Genomic DNA, 16021 nt, shown 5'->3' with positions numbered 1-16021 from the left:
CGGTCAGGGGGCCTGCACCGAACCGTTGGTGACCAACGAGATCGACTTGAACCCGGCGGCGTTCAATTCGCCCATCACTTCGACCACGCGGCCATAATCAAGCCCACGATCGGCGCGCAGCGTCACGAGTGGCGGATGATCGCCCTTGGGCACATTGGCCAGCCGATCGCCCAGTTCGCCGGGCGCAAGCTCCTGATCGTCAAGGAACACGCGTCCTTCGCCGTCCATGCTGACGGTGATCTGGCGAACATCTTCCTTCAGCGCCTCGGCCTTGCTGTCGGGCAGGTTGATCGGCACACCTGCGGTCAGCATCGGCGCGGTGACCATGAAGATGATCAGCAGCACCAGCATCACGTCGACCAGCGGGGTGATGTTGATCTCGCTCATCGGCGCGGCACGGCCACGACCGCGCCTCCTGCTGCGGCCGCCGCCGCCTCCCGAGGCCAGGTTCATCGCCATTGCCTCAGTTCTCCAGTTCGCGGCTCAACGTCGCGTGGAAGCGGTCGGCAAAGCGGAACAGCTGCGTTTCAAAGCGGTTCACCCGGTGCGAGAAGCGGTTGTAGGCGACGACCGCCGGGATCGCCGCGAACAACCCCATCGCGGTGGCGAACAGCGCTTCGGAAATGCCGGGGGCGACCACCGCCAGCGAGGCATTCTGCTGCGCACCGATGTGGAAGAAGCTGTCCATGATGCCCCAGACCGTGCCGAACAGGCCGACGAACGGCGCGACCGAGCCGACCGTCGCCAAAAAGTTCAGCCGCGCGGAAAGCTTGTCGGTCTCGGCGGTCACCGCGCTGTCCATGGCGCTGGCCAGCCGCTGGCGCGTGCCCTCGCGGTCAACCGCCTTGCCCGAAGTGGAGCGCCGCCATTCGGCCAGAGCGGCCGCAACCACGCGCGATGACGGGATCGCCGCGCTGCCTTGCTCCTTCTGGTAGACGTCGATGTCGCGCGCCTCCCAAAAGCCTTCCTCGAACTTGCGGTTGTTCCCCGAAACCCGCGCGACGCGGAACGTGAAGCCCAGGATGATCATCCAGATCCAGACCGAGGCGAGCGCGAGACCGGCCATCACCACCTGCACCACGATGTCGGCGTGCAGGAACAGTTCGACCGGGTTCAGCCGGGTCGGCGCGCCCGCTGCACCGGCGGCAAGAAGGGCAATCGTCATGCGGGGCCTTTCAACGCATGGCCCGCACCATCAGCGGTGACGGGCTCGTGGACGGACTGGATCGCGGCCAGCCAGGCGGGTGGCTGACGCCGTGCCCGACCGGAAGGTGCGACGAATGCGACGCGGACTGTCGCCGCGCACAAAAGCTCTGTGCCCCTGAACGCCTGCTGAAGCAGGCGGCAGGTGGCGGGGGTGACCGCTTCGACGCGGCTTTCGATCAGCACCACATCGTCAAGCCGAGCCGGGCGGTGATAGCGCAAGCCCATATCCGTGACGGCATAGGCCCCTTCGCCGGCATCGTGCGCGGCACGCTGCTCGATCCCGATCAGCCGCAGCATGTCGGAGCGGGCGCGTTCGAACCAGCGCAAGTAATTGGCATGATAAACCACGCCCGAAAGATCGGTGTCCTCGAAATAGACACGCACGGCAAAGAGGTGGCGCGCGCCGTCAAAGCGGCCAGAGGGCGGTTCGGGCGAAATCATGGGTCAGGCCCCTAGTAACCCGCCACGCGGCGTCGGGGCAAGGATGCGTTAACGATTGCGCAGCCCTTCTTGGTAGATCAGCGGGCGAGCAAGGGCCCAAGCGGCCGCCCGGCAAAGACGTGGACGTGCAAATGCGGCACTTCCTGATGGCTGTCGAGCCCGGTGTTGGCGAGCAGGCGATAGCCCGGCGCGACAAGCCCGGCCTCACGCGCGACATGGCCGACCGCACGGACGAAGCCTGAAATCTCAGGCTCGCTAGCGCGGGCGGAAAAGTCGTCCCAGCTTACATAAGCACCCTTGGGAATGACCAGAATGTGCGTGGGCGACTGCGGGTTGATGTCGTGGAAGGCCAGCGCCCAGTCGTCCTCGAACACCTTGCGCGCCGGGATCTCCCCGCGCAGGATTCGGGCAAAGATGTTCTGATCGTCATAGGGAAGCGTGGCATCGACCGCCATTGTCACGAACTCCTGCTGGCCTTTTCGGCAATCCCAGAGGTGCCCTCACGACGCTGCAGCTCATCCAGCACGGCCTGCACCGGCACCTCACGGGCGCCCAGCAGGACCAGCAAATGGAACAACAGATCGGCCGATTCACCGACCAGATCCTGCGCGGTACCGGTCAGCGCGGCGATGACCACCTCGGTTGCCTCTTCGCCCACTTTCTGCGCGATCTTGCCGATGCCTTTGGCGTTCAGGCGGGCGACATAGCTCGCATCGGGATCACCGGCACGGCGTGCGGCGATGATGGCTTCAAGGCGGGCAAGGATGGTGGCGCTGTCCATGGGCCACGCGGCAATGGAGCGCCGTGCGCGCCGGGTCAAGCGTCCGCTTCAGGCCGTCGCCCGTATCCCGCTCAATCCTTGCGGCGGGCTGCGCGGCGACCGATGATCAGGCCGATGAAACCAAGTGCCAGCAAAGCCAGATTGGTCGGTTCGTCGATGGTGATGCCGCCCGTCCCCGCCAAAGCCGAAACCGGCATCGTGGCCATGGCGATCACGCAGGGGAGTGAAATGGCGGCCAGCAAGCGTTGCAAGAACAAAGTCCCGTCAGAAAGTGCCGCTCAATTGGCGGCGAGTGGCCCCCGCCACCGAATGCGTTTCAATACCACGGTATCGATTAACGCCCACTAACCATTCGGTTGAGCAAAGCGACCGATTTCGGGACTCCCGCCCAAAAGTTCAGGCCCAAAAGTTCAGGCCCAAAAAATCAGGCCCCAAAAATCAGGCCCCAAAAGTTCAGGCGCGCGCGGGCAATCCCGCCGCCCGCAACGCGGCATGGGCCTGCGCGATCGAATGGGTGCCGAAGTGGAAGATCGAAGCCGCCAGCACCGCGCTGGCATGACCCTTGGTCACGCCTTCGACCAGATGGTCGAGCGACCCCACCCCACCGCTGGCCACCACCGGCACACCGACCGCATCGGCGATCGTGCGCGTCAGGCCAAGGTCATAGCCCGCCTGCGTGCCATCCCCGTCCATCGAGGTGACGAGCAACTCGCCTGCGCCCAATTCGGCCAGACGCACCGCATGGGCCAGCGCGTCGATCCCGGTTGGCTTGCGCCCGCCGTGGGTGAAGATCTCCCAGCGCCCTTCGCCCACCTTGCGCGCATCGACCGAACCGACCACGCATTGTGCGCCGAAGCGTTCGGCAATGTCGCGCACCAGTTCGGGCCGGGCGACGGCGGCGGAATTGACCGCCACCTTGTCTGCGCCTGCCAGCAGCAGTGCGCGCGCATCGTCGGCGCTGCGCACCCCGCCGCCCACGGTCAGCGGCATGAAGCAGACCTCTGCCGTGCGCGCCACAACGTCAAGCAAGGTGCCGCGCCCTTCGTGGCTGGCGGAAATGTCGAGGAAGCACAGCTCGTCCGCACCCGCCTTGTCATAGGCGCGCGCCTGCTCGACCGGATCACCGGCATCGCGCAGATCGACGAAGTTCACCCCCTTCACCACGCGGCCATCGCGCACATCGAGGCAGGGGATAACCCGGACGCGGACGGTCATGCCGCTTCCGCCATCGCGATCGCCGCGCGCAGATCGAGCCGCCCTTCGAACAGCGCGCGCCCGGTGATCACGCCCTCGATCCCGTCGGCCTCGTGGATCTTGAGCAGGCGGATGTCGTCCAGTCCCTTGACCCCGCCGCTGGCGATAACCGGCAGGTCGGTGGACCGGGCCAGATCGACCGTCGCCTGCACGTTGCAGCCCTTGAGCATGCCATCGCGGCCAACGTCGGTGAACAGCAGCGAGGCCACGCCCGCATCCTCGAACCGGCGCGCCATGTCGACGATGGAAACGTCGGAGACTTCGGCCCAGCCCTCGGTCGCAACCATGCCATCGCGCGCGTCGACCGCCACCACGATGCCGTCGGGAAATGCTTTTGCCATGTCCTTGACGAACTGGGGATCTTTCAGCGCCGCCGTGCCGATGACCACGCGCGACACACCCAGATCGAACCAGCCTTCGACCGCCACCGGCGTGCGGATGCCGCCGCCGAGCTGGACGTGACCGGGGAACGTCTCGAGGATGGCCTCCACTGCCGAGCGGTTGACCGCTTCCCCCGCGAACGCGCCGTCGAGATCGACGACGTGGAGGAACTGGCTGCCCTCTTGCGCGAACAGCATCGCCTGATGGGCAGGGTCATCGCCATAGACGGTGGCGCGGGCCATGTCGCCTTCGGCCAGGCGCACCACCTGCCCGCGTTTGAGGTCGATGGCGGGAAACACGATCATGGGCAACGCTTTCGAATCTTGAGTCAGGCCAGTCTGTAGTCAGGGTTTCCAGGCGAGGAAGCGGGCGAGCAACGACAGCCCGTAATCCTGGCTCTTTTCCGGGTGGAACTGGACGCCCAGCACCGAATCGCGCGCCACGGCCGCAACCACACCGCCGCCATGGTCGGTCATCGCTGCCACATCGGCGCCTTCATCGGCGACGAAGTGATAGGAATGCAGGAAATAGGCCTCACCCGGCTCGATCAGGCTGTCGTTGCGGCTCCTGTGATGAGCCGGCTCCACGTCGTTCCAGCCCATGTGCGGCACCTTGATGGTGGGGTCGGCGGGCACAATCGGGCGCACTTCTCCGCCGATCCAGCCCAGCCCCTCGGTCACACCGAATTCGATGCCACGGTCGGCCAGCAATTGCATGCCCACGCAAATGCCAAGGAATGGCGCGCCGCCGACCAGCACACGCTCTTCCATCGCCTCGACCAGCCCGGAAACGCCGCGCAGCGCCTCGGCACAGGCGCGAAACGCGCCCACGCCGGGCAATACGATGCGATCGGCCGCGCGGACCACGTCGGGATCGGCGGTAACGTGGACCCCTTCCGCCCCGGCCGCTTTCAAAGCATTGGCGACCGAACGCAAGTTGCCCGCGCCATAGTCGATCAACGCCAGCACTTCAGCCACCAAGTTGGCCCTTGGTGCTGGGGATGGCATCGGCCTTGCGCGGGTCGATCGCCACCGCCTCGCGCAGGGCGCGGGCAAAGGCCTTGTAGATGCCCTCGATGATGTGGTGGTTGTTGCTGCCGTAGAGGCATTCGACGTGCAGCGTGATCCCGGCGTTCTGCGCCACCGACTGGAACCAGTGCTCGAACATCTCGGTGTCCATGCTGCCAAGCTGGGCCTGCGTGAATGCCGCCTTCCACACCAGCACCGGACGGCCCGAGATATCGAGCGATACGCGGGCCAGCGCCTCGTCCATCGGCGCATAGGCTGTGCCATAACGCGTGATCCCGCGCTTGTCGCCCAGCGCGGCCGCAATCGCCTGACCGATTGCGATGCCGCAATCTTCGGTGGTGTGGTGCCCGTCGATATGCAGATCGCCCTTGATCCTGACGGTCAGGTCGATCAGCGAATGGCGGCTGAGTTGTTCGATCATGTGATCGAGAAAGCCGATGCCGGTATCGACGTCATAAACGCCGTTGCCGTCGAGGTTGACGGTCACCGAAACGTCGGTTTCGGCCGTCTTGCGGGAGATGGAACCGGTGCGCATGGCCGTTGCCTATAGGCCCCTGTCTCTGAGAATCAATCGCTGCTGCAACGGCTTTTGCTTGACCAGCGCGCGGCGCGGCGTCATCCGTGCGGCAATGAGCGATGCATCCGACAGCCTGATCCCCTACGACGAAATCGTGCAGGAAGCCCTGCGCGCGGTGGTTGGCCGCGTGCTTGGCCAGGTGGAGGCCGGCGGCGGCCACCTGCCCGGCCATCACCACTTCTACATCACGTTCAAAACCGCTGCGGCGGGCGTTTCCATCCCCACCCGGCTGAAGGAACGCTTCCCTGACGAGATGACCATCGTCCTGCAGAACAAGTTCTGGGATCTGAAGGTCACAGATGAGGGCTTTTCGGTCGGCCTGTCGTTCAACCAGATCCCCTCGACACTGATCGTCCCGTTCAGCGCGATCACCGCCTTTGTCGATCCTGCGGTCGATTTCGGCCTGCAATTTCAGGCATCGGGCGATCTGGACGACGACGATGGCCCCGACGGCGCGGAGAACGATTCGGCCACCGGGCCCGAGGACGATTCCACCGGCGCCCCCGCTGGCGATGGATCAAATGTCGTTTCCGTGGATTTTGGCAGGAAGAAGTAACCTTTCTGGAGGCCACTTTCATGGCACGTCCGCCACGCCAAGACGACACAACCAAGACCGGTACAAGCAGGACCGGCCCGGCTGCTCAAGCCGCTGACGACGCCGCCCGCGCGGCAAGGGCACAGCAAGACACCAGCGAGATCGTGCGCCCGATGGCGACGATGATCCTTGCCGACGTGGCTTTGCGTGCCGGTCAGACGCTGGTGCGGCGTGGCGTGCTGGGCGGGCTGCTCGGTCGGCAGGTAGCGAAAGCCGCAAGCAAGAAAAGCGGCCGGATCATCAAGGGCCGCACCATCGGTCACACGCTGGTCGGCACCGCGCTGGCCCGCGTGGCGACAAGTTCGGTGCCCGGCGCCATCGTCGTCGGCGGCGGCCTGCTGGCCAAGACGCTTTACGACCGCAGGCAGGCCAAAGCGGCGAAAGCCAGAGCCGATGCTGCTGCGGCCACGGCCAAAATCCCCGTGCACGAGGACTGAGTTACAAGCGGCAGGTGCCAAACCGCAGTACCGCCACTTCCGGATCGTCGGCCCAACGCAAACCGCATTGCGGATGGAGCACGTCCCAGCGCGCGGCAAACCGGCGGCGCGACCAGAACGCCAACGGCAGAAGCGTGCGGTAGCCTTCGGCCACCAGTTCCTCGGCACCGATGGCGCGCAACCGGCCCATGGTGCGTCGTTCGATCACCAGTTGCGCGCGCGTGGCCCAGCCCGGCATGTGCATCGCGGCGAGCCACTTTTCCGCCGCATCGCGCGGGCTTTCGGCGCGCCATTGCCGACCGGAGCGATCCCTGCGCCAGCCGTCGGCAAAAGCGACGAATTCGGCGCGCTTGCGATCGGTGGCCATTTCCACTCCGTCGCTGCGCCGCCGCCCCGGCACACAAGCCTCGCGCAGGCCGATGACCGCGCCCTCGCACGCGATCGCGGCAAGCGGCGCTGCCAGCGGCACCCGCATCTGGCGCTGGCGACCGGTCAGGATGGCTCGTGCCATCTTGGGATCGGCCAGCACCCAGCCATCGATCTGCGTCGGTTTCATCGTGTGCTGATGCCGACTCGGGGTGATCCCTGCAAGGTCGGACGCTTGACGAACCGCCCCATGACGGGGCAGGTGCGCACATGGCCGACCAGACCCCGCCCCAACCCGCCGCAATCCAGCCCACATCCGACGATGCGCTCCATCGGCGCGGGCTGATGTTCATCCTCTCTTCGCCTTCCGGCGCTGGCAAGACGACGATCGCGCGGCGACTGCTTGCCGAAGATGCGGACCTGACGGTGTCGGTATCGGCGACGACGCGGCCGATCCGGCCGGGCGAGGTCGATGGCGAGGACTATCACTTCGTCGATCAGGCCACGTTCAACCACATGGTCGACGCCAACGAGTTCTACGAATGGGCGCGCGTGTTCGGCAATTGCTATGGCACGCCAAAGGGACAGATTCGCGCCGGATTGAAGGCGGGAACCGACTTCCTGTTCGACATCGACTGGCAAGGCACCCAGCAATTGCATCAAAAGGCGCAAGCCGATGTGGTCCGCGTGTTCATTCTGCCGCCCAGCCTCGATGAATTGCGTCGCCGCCTTGTCGGACGCGGGACCGACAGCGCCGAAGTGATTGCGGCGCGCATGGCCCGCGCGCAGGCCGAGATCAGCCACTGGGATTCCTACGACTATGTCGTGGTCAACGATGAAGTCGAGGTCTGCCTTGGCAAGGTGCGTCAGATCCTTGCCGCCGAACGGATGCGCCGCACCCGCCAGACCGGCCTGATCGATTTCGTGCGCGGGCTGATGCAAGGCTGAGCCTATGAATGCAAGGGACGAATGCAAGGGACGCCGGGTTGCGACCCGACGTCCCTGCCCATTCCACTACCGCTCAATGCCCCGAAGGATCGATCGCCCCGTCCGGTATCCAGCCGTTGACGATGCCGCCATCGATCGGCAGCGCCGTACCCACCACATAGTCCCCGGCGCGGCTGGCAAGGAAGATGGCGCCGCCTGCCATGTCCTCGATCGTGCCGATCCGCTTTGACGGGATGCCCTTGGCCGATTCCTCGGGCTTGCGCGCGGCGGCCTTGTTCATTTCGGACGCGAAGGCACCGGGAGCGATCGCGCTGACGACGATGTTGTCCTTGATCAGCCGCGCGGCCATCCGCCGCGTCAACTGGATCACCGCCGCCTTCGACGCCTGATACGAGTAGGTTTCCCAAGGATTGATCCGCAGGCCATCGACCGAGGCGATGTTGATGACCTTGGCCGGTTGCTCCTTGCTCGCGCCTGCCTGCAGCAGCTTGTGCAGTTTCTGCGTGAGGAAGAACGGCGTCTTGACGTTCAGGTCCATGACCTTGTCCCAGCCGATTTCTGGAAAGTCGTCGAACTCCGCACCCCACGCCACCCCGGCGTTGTTGACGAGGATGTCGATCTTCTCCTCGCGCGAGGCAAGGTCGGCGGCAAGCGCCTCGATCCCGGCGACGTTCGAGATATCGCCGGGCAGCGCGATGCAACGCTCACCCAGCCGCGCGGCGGTTTCTTCGACCACGGCGGCCTTGCGCGCGGTGATATAGACGCGCGCGGCCCCTGCGGCGAGGAACCCGCTGGCGATCATCTCGCCGATCCCGCGCGATCCGCCGGTGACCACGGCAACACGCCCTTCAAGGCTGAACAGCTTGGCAAAATCCATCGGAATATCCTTCCTCAATAGCCGCTGAGCTGGGCCACGCGCTCGGCGTGATAGAACGGATCGCCCATGAATTCGGCCAGTGCGCGGTCGCGCTTCATGTACAGGCCGATGTCGTATTCGTCGGTCATGCCGACGCCGCCGTGCATCTGCACGCCTTCGCGCACCGCCAGGTTGCAGGCGCGCCCGGCCTTGGCCTTGGCCACCGACACCATCAGCGCGGTGCGGTCGGACACCGGATCGGCGCCGTTGGCATCGAGCAGCTGCTGCGCCTTGATCGCGGCGGCAGTGGCGATCTCGACCTCGGAATAAAGGTGTGCCGCGCGGTGCTGCAAGGCCTGGAATTCGCCGATCAACTGCCCGAACTGCTTGCGGGTACGCAAGTAAGCGGTGGTCACGTCGAACGCGCCGGAAGCAACGCCGGTCAGTTCGGCCGCCGCGCCCACGCGCGTGGCCGCCAGCACTTTGTCGAGCAGTGCGCGCCCGCCGTCGACTTCGCCGATCACGCTGCCGCCGTCGACTTCAACGCCATCGAACGTCACATGGCTGGCGATCGAGCTGTCGACCAGCCGGACCGCGTTGTGGCCAAGTCCGGCCGCATCGCGCGGCACAGCGAACAGCGTCACGCCGTCAGCGTCCCCATCGGCGCCCGAGGTGCGCGCCGCCACGATCAGCGCATCGGCGGTGGCGCCATGGATCACGAAATCCTTGCGACCCGACAGCCGGAACCCGTTCCCGGCCTTTTCCGCCCGCAGCGCAATACGTTCGGGGCGATGCTTGGCGCCTTCGTCGATGGCCAGCGCCAGAACGGCTTCGCCGCTCAGCACGCCGGGCAGATAGCGCCCCTTCAGGTCGGCCGACGCAGCCGCCAGCGCGGTCACTCCGCCCACCGAAGTCGCCAGAAACGGCGAAGGCGTAAGGTTGCGGCCGATTTCCTTGAGTACGATGCCCGCTTCGACATGGCCAAGGCCCAGCCCGCCATCGGCCTCACCAACCAGAATCCCGGTCAGGCCAAGGTTGGCAAATTCCTTCCACAAATCGGCGCCATAGCCAGCACCATCGTTGGCATCGCGCAAGGCGCGCAATTGCTTCTTGATCCCGCCTTCGTCACCCAGAAAGCCGGTGACGGTTTCGGCCAGCATGGCCTGATCTTCGGTATGATAAAGCGGCATGATCCCCTCCGTTGGTGTGTGGGCCGCTGAAATTCATCCCTTGCGCCGCGTGGCCCCCGCTTGCCGGGTCCGGCACGCGGCGCAAGGATCGTCTGGTGTCAGGCGCCGGGCAGGTCGAGAATGCGCTTGGAAATGACGTTGAGCATCACTTCGCTGGTGCCACCCTCGATCGAGTTCGCCTTGGTCCGCAACCAGTTGCGCGCCGGAGCACCGCCGCGGGTTTCCTCGCTGTCCCATTCAAGCGCGGTCGATCCGCCGGCCGCCATCAGCAGTTCGTGGCGCCGCTTGTTCAGCTCGGTGCCGCAATACTTCATCATGTTGGGCTGCGCCGGATGGGCCTTGCCGACCTTCACCTCATCCATGAACTTCTCGCCCATCGCGGTGTAGGCCAGCGCATCGACGTCGAACAGCGCCAGTTCGGCGCGCAGGATCGGGTCTTCCAACCCGCGCCGCGCCACGATTGCGCCGATCGCGTTGAGCCGGTCGCCGCCACCCGCGCCCGAGATCATCTCGCGCTCATGGCCGAGCAGGTACTTGGCCACGTCCCAGCCGCGATTGAGCTGGCCGACGAGTTGCGCCTTGGGCACGACCACGTTGTCGAAGAACGTTTCGCAGAACGGCGAGGCACCGCTGATCAGCTTGATCGGCCGCGTGGTGACACCCGGCGTGGTCATGTCGAACAGCAGGAAGCTGATGCCCTGATACTTGTTGGTCTTGTCGGTGCGGACCAGACAGAAGATCCAGTCGGCCTTGTCGGCATAGCTGGTCCAGATCTTCTGGCCGTTGACCACCCAGTGATCGCCTTTGTCCTCGCCAAAGGTCTGCAACGACACGAGATCGGAACCCGAACCCGGTTCCGAATAGCCCTGACACCAGCGGATTTCGCCGCGCGCGATCTGGCCGAGATAGTGAACCTTCTGTTCCTCGGTCCCGAACTTGAGCAAGGCCGGACCAAGCATCCAGATGCCGAAGCTGGACAACGGCGGCCGCGCGCCGATGCGGGCCATTTCCTCGCGCCAGATCTTGGCCTGCGCCGGGGTCATCCCCGCGCCGCCATACGCCTGCGGCCAGTCGGGCACGGTGTAGCCCTTGGCGACACAGCGATCGAGCCACAGCTTTTGCGCCGGGTTCTTGAAAACGACGTTGCGGCCACCCCAGCAGACGTCATCTTCGTCGGCCGCGGGCTGGCGCATTTCGGCCGGGCAGTTCTCTTCCAGCCAGGCGCGGATCTCCGCACGGAAGGCATCAAGGTCTGACATGTTCTGGCTCCTCTCTTAATCGAGAGGTTAAGGCGAGTCGCAGCGATCTGGCAAGCGCAGATTTCCGTGCTTTCAGGCAATGTGGCCATGCCGTAACGTCAACCAACGATGCATTGACGCACGCCCCCTTGCGCCTAAGCTTCGCGCAAAGTCCACGCCACGAAAGGACCAGGAGAGGCCATGCGTTTCAACAACAAGACCGTCGTCGTGACCGGCGCCGCATCCGGCATCGGCCGCGCCACGGCGCTGCAATTCGCCGCCGAGGGCGCGATCGTCTATGCCGCCGACATCGACGAGGCGGGCCTTGCCCAGACCGTCGCCGATTCGAACGGCAAAGTCGTGGCGCAGGGCTGCGATGTCACCTCGCCGCAGGACATCAAGGCACTGATGGACCGCGCGGCGGCCGAAACCGGCGGCATCGATGCGGTGTTCAACAATGCCGGCGCCGGGGGCGATCGCGCGACCATCGACGAGATCGAGCCCGAGGGCTGGGACCGCACGATGGACCTTCTGCTGCGCTCGGTCGCGTTCGGCATCCGCTATGCCGTGCCGCACATGAAAGGGCGCGCCAGCGCCGCCATCGTCAACACGTCGAGCGTGGCTGCGATCGGGCCAGGCTATTCCCCCACCGCCTATGCCGTGGCCAAGGCGGGGGTGCTCCACCTGACCAAGTGCGCTGCCGCAGACCTTGCGCAGTACCAGATCCGCGTCAACGCGGTGCAGCCCGGCTTCATCAACACCAACATCTTCACCCGCTCGTTCGACATGCCCCCGGAACTTGAGGAAAAGGGCAAGCAGGCCATCGCGATCATGTCGCAATCGGCCCAGCCCGTCGCGCGCGGCGGCCAGCCGACCGACATCGCCGATGCCGTGCTGTTCCTGTGCAGCGAGGCGGCCAGCTTCATGACCGGAACGTCGCTGCTGGTCGATGGCGGGCTTACCGTCGGCCCGCGCCACAGCTGGGATCCGGAGGCGCCCGGCGTCTATCAGGCCCTTGAAGCAATCGCCGCCAGTGCAAGTTGACAAATCGCCCCCTTGATCTCGGTCCTGGGATGGCGCACGATTTAACCGACAGATTAAACACAAAGGGATTCGGCGCAAAAGCTTGGCGCTGAGGCAGGAGAGGACGCATGGATTTCGACCCGAACGAGCGCCAGGTCTATTGGCGCAACCGCGTGCGCGACTTTATCGAGGCACACGTCCGCCCACGCCACGGTGATTACAAGGCCGAGCAGGCGCAAGGCGAGCGCTGGAAAGTGCTGCAGGTGGTCGAGGAGGAAAAGGCCCGCGCCAAGGCGCAAGGCATCTGGAACCTGTTCATGCCCCCGCGCAACTCGGGGCACCATCACGTGGACGAGACGTTCGAGTTCGAAGGTCCGGGCCTGACCAACCTTGAATACGCCTTGTGCGCCGAGGAAATGGGTCGCTTTTCGTGGTCGAGCGAGGTGTTCAACTGCGCCGCGCCCGATACCGGCAACATGGAAGTGCTGCACCGCTATGGCACTGCCGAGCACAAGGAACAGTGGCTCAAGCCGCTGATGAACGGACAGATTCGTTCGGCCTTCCTGATGACCGAGCCGCTCGTCGCCTCGTCCGATGCCACCAACATCGAAACCTCGATCCGTCGCGAAGGCGATGAATACGTGATCAATGGGCGCAAGTGGTGGTCGTCGGGCCTTGGCGATCCGCGCTGCAAGATCGCGATCGTGATGGGCAAGACCGATTTCGAGGCCAAGCGCCACCAGCAGCAGTCGATGGTGCTGGTTCCGCTCGATGCGCCGGGGATCGAGATCATCCGTCCGCTGCACGTGTTCGGCTATGACGATGCGCCGCACGGCCACATGGAAGTGGTGCTCAAGGATGTGCGCGTGCCCGCTTCGAACATCCTGCTGGGCGAAGGGCGCGGGTTCGAGATCGCGCAAGGGCGGCTCGGGCCGGGCCGCATCCATCACTGCATGCGCACTATCGGCGTAGCCGAAGAAGCCATCGCCAAGATGGCCAAGCGGCTGCAGACGCGCGTGGCGTTCGGCAAGCGCATTTCCGACCATTCGGTGTGGGAACAGCGCATCGCGCAAGCCCGCATCGACATCGAGATGACCCGGCTGCTCTGCCTCAAGGCCGCCGACATGATGGACAAGGTCGGCAACAAGGCCGCCGCGCTGGAAATCGCGATGATCAAGGTGCAGGCCCCCAACATGGCGTTGCGCATCATCGACGACGCCATTCAGGCGCATGGCGGCGGCGGCGTGGCGCAGGACTTCGGCCTGGCCGAAGCCTGGGCGCATCAGCGCACCTTGCGGCTGGCCGATGGTCCGGACGAAGTCCACGCCCGTGCCATCGCGCGCATCGAGTTCGCCCGCCATGCCGATCTGCCGCAAGCTGATCGCGGCTTCAGCTCGGGCGACCTTGGCGTCGCACGGTAACCCAACACTCTCCCCCTTCTGCCGCCGCGCGGTGGAAGGGGGATACCAAGGATACTCCGCATGAAAGCCGCAATTCTCGAAAAGGCCGGACAGCCGCTGGTGATCGACCGGCTGGCCGTGGCCAAGCCTGGCCCGCACGAAGTGCTGATCCGCACCCATGCCTGCGGGCTGTGCCATTCGGACCTTCACTTCATCGAAGGCACCTACCCCCACGCGATGCCCTGCGTTGCCGGGCACGAAGCGGCCGGCGTGGTCGAGGATGTCGGCTCGGAAGTGCGCACGGTGAAGAAGGGCGACCATGTGGTCACCTGTCTCTCGGCGTTCTGCGGACACTGCGAATTCTGCGTGACCGGACGCATGGCGCTGTGCCTTGGCGCCGAAACCCGACGTGCTGCGGGCGAAGCGCCGCGCCTCACCCGCGCCAGCGATGGCAGCGTGGTCAACCAGATGCTCAACCTTTCGGCGTTTGCCGAGATGATGCTGATCCATGAGCACGCTTGCGTCGCGATCAACCGCGATATGCCGCTCGACCGGGCCGCCGTGATCGGCTGCGCGGTGACCACCGGCGCGGGCACGATCTTCAATGCCTGCAAGGTCACGCCCGGTGAAACCGTGGCCGTCGTCGGCTGTGGCGGGGTCGGCCTTGCCACGATCAACGCCGCCAAGATTGCGGGCGCAGGGCGGATCATCGCCGCCGACCCCTTGCCCGAAAAGCGCGCACTGGCGGTGAAGCTGGGGGCGACCGATGTAGTCGATGCCACCGCCGGAGACGCCGCACAGCAGATTCAGGAGCTGACCAAGGGCGGCGTCGATCACGCGATCGAAGCGGTCGGGCGTCCGGCCTCGGCCAGCCTGGCCGTCGCCTCGCTGCGTCGCGGTGGCACCGCCACGATTCTTGGCATGCTGCCGCTGGCGGAAAAGGTCAGCCTGTCGGCGATGGATCTGCTTTCGGGCAAGAAGCTGCAAGGCGCGATCATGGGCATGAACCGCTTCCCGGTCGACCTGCCCCGCCTTGTCGATTTCTACCTGCGCGGGCTGCTCGACCTCGACACGATCATTGCCGAGCGCATCCCGCTTGAGCAGATCAACGCCGGTTTCGACCGGATGAAGCAGGGCCACTCGGCGCGCTCGGTCATCGTGTTCGACACCTGAGAGCGATGACAAGACAAGAACGATCAAGGAGTTGGGGCAAATGACGGCGACCATCGACGCGCAGGCCGCGTTCACCGGCACGATCACGCCCGAGGGCGATGACCGGCTGGACGAGGCGCGGCTGACGGCCTGGTTCGAGGCCAATGTCGCCGGGTTCACCGGGCCGTTGACGGTCGCCAAGTTCAAGGGCGGGCAGTCCAACCCGACCTATCGCATCGATGCCCCGTCGGGCCCTTATGTGCTGCGGCGCAAGCCTTTGGGCAAATTGCTGCCCTCGGCCCATGCGGTTGATCGGGAATACAAGGTGCAGGCCGGACTGGCTGGCAGCGGCTTCCCGGTTGCGCCGCAATACGGCCTGTGCACCGACGATACCGTCGCCGGATCGTGGTTCTACGTGATGGGCTGCATCGACGGGCGCACGATCTGGGACGGGGCGATGCCCGGCGCCTCACCCGCCGAACGCCGTGCCACTTATGAAGCGATGGTCGACACGCTGGCCGATTTGCACGCGATCGATATCGAAAGCGTCGGCCTGTCCGACTTCGGCAAGCCGGGCAACTATTTCGGTCGGCAGGTCGATCGCTGGACCAAGCAGTACCGCCTGTCGGAAACCGAGCGGATGGAGGAAATGGAGCGGCTGATCGACTGGCTGCCCCGCACCCTGCCCGAACAGACCCGCACCAGCGTGGTCCACGGCGACTATCGCATCGACAACATGATTTTTGCCCATGGCGAGCCGCGCGTGCTGGCCGTGCTCGACTGGGAACTGTCGACGCTGGGCGATCCGCTGGCCGATTTCACCTATTTCTGCACCGCATGGGTGCAGGACAACGCGGGCCGCTCGGGCGTTCAGGATCTGGACCGCAAAGCGCTGGGCATTCCCGAACTGGACGAAGTGGTCGCCCGCTATTGTGCGCGCACGGGTCGCGAAGGCCTCGGCAACCTCGACTGGTATCTGGCCTACAACTTCTTCCGGCTGGCCGCGATCATCCAAGGCATCAAGAAGCGCGTGATCGACGGCACCGCCAGTTCGGCCCATGCCAAGGCGACGTCGGAGCGCGTGCAACCGCTTGCCGCGCTGGCGCTGGACTTTGCCATCCGCGCTGGCGCCTGATCAGGGGCACCGG

General features: G+C 65.4%; 21 protein-coding genes. 7 read left to right on the top strand and 14 right to left on the bottom strand.

Features of this window, described 5'->3' with window-relative positions; all coding sequences use genetic code 11:
• Positions 1-3: 3 nt before the first annotated feature.
• From LDN95_RS08520 to hisB, 10 genes are all read right to left on the bottom strand, one after another.
• On the bottom strand, positions 4-459 hold the full coding sequence (locus LDN95_RS08520) for a biopolymer transporter ExbD (RefSeq protein WP_226017233.1): 456 nt from the start codon (positions 457-459) through the stop codon (positions 4-6).
• Positions 460-463: 4 nt separating this feature from the next.
• Positions 464-1165, bottom strand: coding sequence for a protein TolQ (gene tolQ, locus LDN95_RS08515; protein WP_226017232.1), 702 nt, complete (start codon positions 1163-1165; stop codon positions 464-466).
• Complete coding sequence (locus LDN95_RS08510) at positions 1162-1647, bottom strand: YbgC/FadM family acyl-CoA thioesterase (protein ID WP_226017231.1); 486 nt, start codon at positions 1645-1647, stop codon at positions 1162-1164. Before LDN95_RS08510 ends, tolQ begins: the two co-directional genes overlap by 4 nt.
• Before the next feature lie 77 nt (positions 1648-1724).
• A complete protein-coding gene (locus tag LDN95_RS08505; protein ID WP_226017230.1) occupies positions 1725-2102 on the bottom strand; it encodes a histidine triad nucleotide-binding protein in 378 nt (125 codons plus the stop codon).
• A 2-nt stretch (positions 2103-2104) separates the two neighbouring features.
• A complete protein-coding gene (locus LDN95_RS08500) occupies positions 2105-2428 on the bottom strand; it encodes a phosphoribosyl-ATP diphosphatase (RefSeq protein WP_226017229.1) in 324 nt (107 codons plus the stop codon).
• Between the two features lie 71 nt (positions 2429-2499).
• Positions 2500-2634 (bottom strand): hypothetical protein, encoded by a 135-nt coding sequence (locus LDN95_RS23145; RefSeq protein WP_255630812.1) that lies wholly within the window; start codon positions 2632-2634, stop codon positions 2500-2502.
• Positions 2635-2881: 247 nt separating this feature from the next.
• A complete protein-coding gene (hisF, locus tag LDN95_RS08495) occupies positions 2882-3643 on the bottom strand; it encodes an imidazole glycerol phosphate synthase subunit HisF (RefSeq protein ID WP_226017228.1) in 762 nt (253 codons plus the stop codon).
• Positions 3640-4368, bottom strand: coding sequence for a 1-(5-phosphoribosyl)-5-[(5-phosphoribosylamino)methylideneamino]imidazole-4-carboxamide isomerase (hisA, locus tag LDN95_RS08490; RefSeq protein ID WP_226017227.1), 729 nt, complete (start codon positions 4366-4368; stop codon positions 3640-3642). The genes hisF and hisA overlap by 4 nt, the downstream gene beginning before the upstream one ends.
• 39 nt (positions 4369-4407) lie before the next feature.
• Positions 4408-5040: an imidazole glycerol phosphate synthase subunit HisH gene (hisH, locus tag LDN95_RS08485; RefSeq protein WP_226017226.1), complete on the bottom strand. Its 633-nt coding sequence runs from the start codon at positions 5038-5040 to the stop codon at positions 4408-4410.
• Positions 5033-5626, bottom strand: a complete 594-nt coding sequence (hisB, locus tag LDN95_RS08480; protein ID WP_226017225.1) for an imidazoleglycerol-phosphate dehydratase HisB — start codon at positions 5624-5626, stop codon at positions 5033-5035. Before hisB ends, hisH begins: the two co-directional genes overlap by 8 nt.
• A 94-nt stretch (positions 5627-5720) precedes the next feature.
• On the opposite strand from hisB, the gene LDN95_RS08475 reads away from it, so the two are divergent.
• Entirely contained in the window at positions 5721-6224 is a 504-nt protein-coding gene (locus LDN95_RS08475) for an SspB family protein (protein ID WP_226017224.1), read from the top strand.
• A gap of 20 nt (positions 6225-6244) precedes the next feature.
• Positions 6245-6700, top strand: coding sequence for a hypothetical protein (locus LDN95_RS08470; RefSeq protein ID WP_226017223.1), 456 nt, complete (start codon positions 6245-6247; stop codon positions 6698-6700).
• A 1-nt stretch (position 6701) separates the two neighbouring features.
• Here the strand turns inward: LDN95_RS08470 and LDN95_RS08465 are convergent, their stop codons facing one another.
• On the bottom strand, positions 6702-7256 hold the full coding sequence (locus tag LDN95_RS08465) for a hypothetical protein (protein WP_226017222.1): 555 nt from the start codon (positions 7254-7256) through the stop codon (positions 6702-6704).
• Positions 7257-7336: 80 nt separating this feature from the next.
• Here LDN95_RS08465 and gmk point away from each other — a divergent pair, with 80 nt between their 5' ends.
• On the top strand, positions 7337-8014 hold the full coding sequence (gene gmk / locus LDN95_RS08460; protein ID WP_226017221.1) for a guanylate kinase: 678 nt from the start codon (positions 7337-7339) through the stop codon (positions 8012-8014).
• 73 nt (positions 8015-8087) lie between these two features.
• Here gmk and LDN95_RS08455 read toward each other — a convergent pair whose 3' ends face one another.
• The 3 genes from LDN95_RS08455 to LDN95_RS08445 form a co-directional block, all read right to left on the bottom strand.
• The gene (locus LDN95_RS08455) at positions 8088-8891 is read right to left on the bottom strand and encodes an SDR family oxidoreductase (RefSeq protein WP_226017220.1); all 804 of its coding nucleotides are present in this window, start codon (positions 8889-8891) and stop codon (positions 8088-8090) included.
• 14 nt (positions 8892-8905) lie between these two features.
• Positions 8906-10060 carry an acyl-CoA dehydrogenase family protein gene (locus LDN95_RS08450; RefSeq protein WP_226017219.1) on the bottom strand — a complete coding sequence of 385 codons (1155 nt, stop codon included), beginning with the start codon at positions 10058-10060 and terminating at the stop codon, positions 8906-8908.
• Positions 10061-10158: 98 nt separating this feature from the next.
• Positions 10159-11319, bottom strand: a complete 1161-nt coding sequence (locus LDN95_RS08445; protein WP_226017218.1) for an acyl-CoA dehydrogenase family protein — start codon at positions 11317-11319, stop codon at positions 10159-10161.
• A 180-nt stretch (positions 11320-11499) separates the two neighbouring features.
• On the opposite strand from LDN95_RS08445, the gene LDN95_RS08440 reads away from it, so the two are divergent.
• The 4 genes from LDN95_RS08440 to LDN95_RS08425 all read left to right on the top strand — a co-directional run bounded on the left by LDN95_RS08440 (position 11500) and on the right by LDN95_RS08425 (position 16008).
• Positions 11500-12342 (top strand): SDR family NAD(P)-dependent oxidoreductase, encoded by an 843-nt coding sequence (locus tag LDN95_RS08440; protein ID WP_226017217.1) that lies wholly within the window; start codon positions 11500-11502, stop codon positions 12340-12342.
• 107 nt (positions 12343-12449) lie between these two features.
• Entirely contained in the window at positions 12450-13742 is a 1293-nt protein-coding gene (locus tag LDN95_RS08435; RefSeq protein WP_226017216.1) for an acyl-CoA dehydrogenase family protein, read from the top strand.
• Positions 13743-13802: 60 nt separating this feature from the next.
• Complete coding sequence (locus LDN95_RS08430; protein WP_226017215.1) at positions 13803-14894, top strand: Zn-dependent alcohol dehydrogenase; 1092 nt, start codon at positions 13803-13805, stop codon at positions 14892-14894.
• A 40-nt stretch (positions 14895-14934) separates the two neighbouring features.
• On the top strand, positions 14935-16008 hold the full coding sequence (locus LDN95_RS08425) for a phosphotransferase family protein (protein WP_226017214.1): 1074 nt from the start codon (positions 14935-14937) through the stop codon (positions 16006-16008).
• Positions 16009-16021 lie beyond the last annotated feature (13 nt).

The sequence above is a fragment of the Novosphingobium sp. FKTRR1 genome (genome assembly GCF_020404405.1).
Classification (GTDB): domain Bacteria; phylum Pseudomonadota; class Alphaproteobacteria; order Sphingomonadales; family Sphingomonadaceae; genus Novosphingobium.
Note: the sequence above shows the minus strand (reverse complement) of the source record. Positions and strands in the feature narration are given on the sequence as shown.

Excerpts from the sequence above, each read along its gene's own strand:
- LDN95_RS08520 (WP_226017233.1), bottom strand. The coding sequence starts at position 459 with ATGGCGATGAACCTGGCCTCGGGAGGCGGCGGCGGCCGCAGCAGGAGG.
- tolQ (WP_226017232.1), bottom strand. The coding sequence starts at position 1,165 with ATGACGATTGCCCTTCTTGCCGCCGGTGCAGCGGGCGCGCCGACCCGG.
- LDN95_RS08510 (WP_226017231.1), bottom strand. The coding sequence starts at position 1,647 with ATGATTTCGCCCGAACCGCCCTCTGGCCGCTTTGACGGCGCGCGCCAC.
- LDN95_RS08505 (WP_226017230.1), bottom strand. The coding sequence starts at position 2,102 with ATGGCGGTCGATGCCACGCTTCCCTATGACGATCAGAACATCTTTGCC.
- LDN95_RS08500 (WP_226017229.1), bottom strand. The coding sequence starts at position 2,428 with ATGGACAGCGCCACCATCCTTGCCCGCCTTGAAGCCATCATCGCCGCA.
- LDN95_RS23145 (WP_255630812.1), bottom strand. The coding sequence starts at position 2,634 with ATGGCCACGATGCCGGTTTCGGCTTTGGCGGGGACGGGCGGCATCACC.
- hisF (WP_226017228.1), bottom strand. The coding sequence starts at position 3,643 with ATGACCGTCCGCGTCCGGGTTATCCCCTGCCTCGATGTGCGCGATGGC.
- hisA (WP_226017227.1), bottom strand. The coding sequence starts at position 4,368 with ATGATCGTGTTTCCCGCCATCGACCTCAAACGCGGGCAGGTGGTGCGC.
- hisB (WP_226017225.1), bottom strand. The coding sequence starts at position 5,626 with ATGCGCACCGGTTCCATCTCCCGCAAGACGGCCGAAACCGACGTTTCG.
- LDN95_RS08475 (WP_226017224.1), top strand. The coding sequence starts at position 5,721 with ATGAGCGATGCATCCGACAGCCTGATCCCCTACGACGAAATCGTGCAG.
- LDN95_RS08470 (WP_226017223.1), top strand. The coding sequence starts at position 6,245 with ATGGCACGTCCGCCACGCCAAGACGACACAACCAAGACCGGTACAAGC.
- LDN95_RS08465 (WP_226017222.1), bottom strand. The coding sequence starts at position 7,256 with ATGAAACCGACGCAGATCGATGGCTGGGTGCTGGCCGATCCCAAGATG.
- gmk (WP_226017221.1), top strand. The coding sequence starts at position 7,337 with ATGGCCGACCAGACCCCGCCCCAACCCGCCGCAATCCAGCCCACATCC.
- LDN95_RS08455 (WP_226017220.1), bottom strand. The coding sequence starts at position 8,891 with ATGGATTTTGCCAAGCTGTTCAGCCTTGAAGGGCGTGTTGCCGTGGTC.
- LDN95_RS08450 (WP_226017219.1), bottom strand. The coding sequence starts at position 10,060 with ATGCCGCTTTATCATACCGAAGATCAGGCCATGCTGGCCGAAACCGTC.
- LDN95_RS08445 (WP_226017218.1), bottom strand. The coding sequence starts at position 11,319 with ATGTCAGACCTTGATGCCTTCCGTGCGGAGATCCGCGCCTGGCTGGAA.
- LDN95_RS08440 (WP_226017217.1), top strand. The coding sequence starts at position 11,500 with ATGCGTTTCAACAACAAGACCGTCGTCGTGACCGGCGCCGCATCCGGC.
- LDN95_RS08435 (WP_226017216.1), top strand. The coding sequence starts at position 12,450 with ATGGATTTCGACCCGAACGAGCGCCAGGTCTATTGGCGCAACCGCGTG.
- LDN95_RS08430 (WP_226017215.1), top strand. The coding sequence starts at position 13,803 with ATGAAAGCCGCAATTCTCGAAAAGGCCGGACAGCCGCTGGTGATCGAC.
- LDN95_RS08425 (WP_226017214.1), top strand. The coding sequence starts at position 14,935 with ATGACGGCGACCATCGACGCGCAGGCCGCGTTCACCGGCACGATCACG.